Genomic DNA, 3,835 nt, shown 5'->3' with positions numbered 1-3,835 from the left:
CCGGGTCGGTGGTCCCGCCGTCAGCATGGGGCTGGACGTGGTCGAGGTCGCAGGCCGCGGCGGGTTTACGGCAGCTTGGGAACCGACAGGTGCGGTCCCGGGTCCGCACGTGACGGGCAAGCGCGGCTGAGGGGAACCGTCGCCGGCTCACATCCAGGAGACTGCCGTCGACGGGGTCGGTGAGGATCCGCCGCCAGGTGGCGTTGGCCGCGCAGGCCAGGTCGCGGGCGAGCCCGGCGGGGATCGGCCCGTGGCCGGCCAGCTCGCCGGGGGCGTCGGTCAGCCCCAGCAGGGTGTCAGCAGGCACGATCACCCCGATCTCGATATGGACGGGTTCGTAATCATGATGGCGGCCCAGCAGAAGGTCGGTGAGGACGTCCGCGCGGCGTTCATCCATGCTCCGGGGATCGTCCGGAGCGCCGGCACAGCGGGCGAGGGCGTCGATGCGCTGGTAGGCGGCTTGGGCTTCGGCGGCCGGCAGGAACGCCCACAGCTCGGCCATGCCGTCGTCGAGGGGCCCGATGCGGACCTGCCGCTCCCGGCGCTGCTTCTCGTGGCGCCGCTGGGCGCCATCGGGGTCGACGGCGAGCACAGCCCGGCGCAGGGCCTGGCGGAACAGTGTGTGGCTGGCTCGACCGCCGCGGGCCAGCACCTTCTCCTCGACGGCGGCCGCGTGGACCTGCGACAGCGAGTCGGTGGCGTCGACGACCGCGCGCGCTCGGCCCAGGTCGATCGCACCGGCTTCCAGAGCGGCCAGGGTGGCTGGTAGTCGGTAGATCACCGTGTGTGCCAGCTTCAGCTGGGCGGCTGCGGCGCTGCACGACAGGTCCAGCTCGATGGCGATCTCGCTGGCGGCGAACTCGCTGAACACCGGGTCCGGCCCGGCCGCGGATCGCAGCTCGACGAACCGGGCCTGCGTACGGATCAGCGCCGCGTCCAGCCTGGCCTTCTCCCGCACGATGGTCGTCATGAGGGTCAGGCAGGCATCCGCATCCAACCCGGCGATGGGCTCGGGGCCCGCGCACGCATCACATGGTGGACACACATCAGATCGTGCGCATCCATCGGATGTATCGAACATATGTTCAGTTTAGCTTGCCATCCCGACATTTCCACCCCGTTCGGCGACCTGGAGCCGTCTGGCGGGCCACCGCAGACGCGGCGTAGATCTACTTGCGACGGCGCACCTCGTCACCTGCCGGACCGCCGCTGCAGCCGCGTCCGGCGGCGTGATCCCGGTAACCGTTCAACGGGATGACTTCGGCCCATCCGAGCGCGGGTCGCCATCCCGGGTCTGCGAATGCGATGCGCCAAGGTCGTTGAGGGTCATGATCGCGACATTCCAGCAGATGGTCGCGAGGTCGGCGTCCGGATGCACGTTGCGTTCAAGTTGGGACCGCGGGTGGACGAAGTTGCGGTATTCGCGCAAGACCTGGGCGAAGTCCTTGGCGTCGCGCTTGATGAGTCCGTACCGGTGCGCGGTGTCGATGAGGTTGTAAAGATTGGGCTGATCTCTGTTCCCGCGACCGGACGCGGATGTCGCAGCGGTACGGGTTCCGCTGGTGCTCTCGGCCGCCAGAATTTTGTCTCGTTGTTGCACCACCGCGTGCAGGACGCCTTCGAGAAGGCTTCCCACCGTGACGATCGCCGCGAAGTAGGCGCCATTTTCTCTGCATGTCATGGCTTCGCCGAGCCGACTCCGCAGCAGTCCGACCATAGCGTGGTCGTGTACGAAGTCGGCTATGTCAACGGTCAACTCGACTGGAGCGCTTGCCGCCGGTTCGGCAGCCGATGGTCTCACGTCGATAACAATGTTCTGGCCGCCACGGTAAGCCACGGCGAGGCCGTCTGTGTTGAGAATCCGGTTGACGGCATCCCGCATGGCGACGGCTGATCGTGGGTCGTCGTACTCCCGCTGGTCGCACAGCCGGCGCAGGATTCGTTCGACCGCATTCCGATCTCCGGCTCTGGATGTCAGGAGTTCGTCGACCCAGGGGACCCGGTATGAACCGTCGTAGTCCACCGGATCCGGCCAATCCGCATGACGAAACAGCGCCGCGATCTCGCGTCCGGTCCGTTCATACGGTCCGTCCTGGTCGACGATAAGACGCGCCAACCGTTCCCGGGTGACCGTGTCCAGCACGTCCGGCATCAGACTGTCCCGTTTCCGACGTTGGTCCGCCTGACGGCTTCGGTGAGCCGGCTGCGGATCACCGGGCCGAGCCGGCCGTACCCGAGTTCGGATCGGGCCGCCTCCACCAGTTCTTCCTCGGTACGAAGCAGCTCGTCACTGCGGATCCACCGCACGAGGGCGTCGAGCTGGGAATCGGTGTACTGGACGATCGGCGTGCCGCGCGCGCGTAGGCGTGGCCGTGCTCCCTTCCGCCTCGGCGGCACGGGTGTGGATCCCACCGGTTTCGTTCGCGGTGTTGGCATGGTCGGTCGGGCCGGTGCATCGCTGTCGACCGCGGTGACCGCTTCCTTCCAGGCCGCCTGCACCTTCGCCAGCTCGGTGATCGGGTCCCGGAACCAGCTTGTCGACCATATTCGATGGAAGCGCCAGCCGAGGCGTTCCAGATGTTCCTGACGAAGGCGGTCCCTGTCCCGTGCGGATTGCGAGCTGTGGTAGCTCGCTCCGTCCGCTTCGATGGCCAGCACCATACGTCCAGGCTGTTCGGGATGAGCGGCGGCGAAGTCGATTCGGCAACCGGACACCCCGTACTGGGGAACGACCCGTATGCCCGCTTCCTGCAGGGCCTTCAGTACGTCGTCCTCAAAGGGGTTGAGGTCAATTCCGGTTGCCTGACCCGATCCGGTCAGGTCGGCGCCGAGCCGGGCGTACTCCAGATATGCCCGCAGCAGGCGAGCACCGGTGGCGCGCAGTTTCTCCGGGTGCATGTCATAGTCCGAAAAGGAGCTGACCACGGTCATCCGCCGCCGTGCGCGGGTCACGGCCACATTGAGCCGTCGTTCCCCGCCGTCGAGGTTGAGTGGACCGAATCTGTGGGGGAGACGGCCGTCGACCCCCTTGGCGTAGCCGATGCTCAGAATGATCGAATCGCGTTCGTCGCCCTGGACCCGTTCGATGTTCTTCACGAAGAACGGACGCCGGATGCCGTCCGGGTTTTCGGAGAAGAAGCCGGTGAGATCCGGACGCCCGGCGCGGGCGGCTCGCAGCTTGGCATCGATCCGCTGCGCCTGCTTATCACTCATGGTGATGACACCCAGGCTTTCGGTCGGGCGTTGCTCGGCGTGGCGCAGCACCAAGTCGACAACCGCCTCGACCTCCTCGGGTGCCGGGGCCTGCTGGCCCGGGGACAGCCGCCCGTCGACCAGGACGTGCTCGACGGGCGTCCCGGTCAGCACACCGGGAAAAGTGATCAGATCATTGTCGTAGATGTGGACGTTGGAAAACGTGATGAGTCGTTCGTCCTTGCTGCGGTAGTGCCACTGCAGTCGTCGGCTGGGCAGTAGCGTCTGCAGGACATCCAGAATCGACTCGAAGTCTCCAGTGTTCGTCGCGCTGTCGCTGTCGTCGTCGCCAGTTCCGTCGGAGCCGCCACCGGCCTGCTCGTCACCGGCGGCGAGAAACCGGGCGAAGAATGTCGTCGGCGGAAGTTGGTGCGGGTCGCCGGCGACCACGAGCTGGTGGCCACGGATGATCGAAGTGATCGCGTCCGCCGGCCGTACCTGGCTTGCCTCGTCGAAGATGACGACGTCAAACAGGCGTTGCGCGGGCAGCAGCTGGCTCACGACCAGTGGAGACATCGCCCAGCAGGGGCGGGCGGCCAGCACCAGGTCGCCGGCCTTTGTCACGAGGTCCCGAATGGGAAGG

At 66.9% G+C, this 3,835-nt stretch carries 3 protein-coding genes; all 3 read right to left on the bottom strand.

The genetic code is table 11. From position 1 onward, the window contains the following. Nucleotides 1-970: HNH endonuclease signature motif containing protein (locus tag MJ785_RS20815; RefSeq protein ID WP_239382488.1), on the bottom strand; the 970-nt coding region annotated here is incomplete at its 3' end. Between the two features lie 276 nt (nt 971-1,246). After that, complete coding sequence (locus MJ785_RS20810) at nt 1,247-2,152, bottom strand: hypothetical protein (protein WP_239382486.1); 906 nt, start codon at nt 2,150-2,152, stop codon at nt 1,247-1,249. Next, nucleotides 2,152-3,835, bottom strand: a 1,684-nt coding sequence (locus MJ785_RS20805; RefSeq protein ID WP_239382484.1) for an AAA domain-containing protein, incomplete at its 5' end; no start/stop codon positions are given. The genes MJ785_RS20805 and MJ785_RS20810, both read right to left, overlap by 1 nt.

This window comes from Protofrankia sp. CiT1 (assembly GCF_917627335.1).
Classification (GTDB): Bacteria; Actinomycetota; Actinomycetes; order Frankiales; family Frankiaceae; genus Protofrankia.
This window is presented reverse-complemented; position numbering and strand designations above follow the sequence as displayed.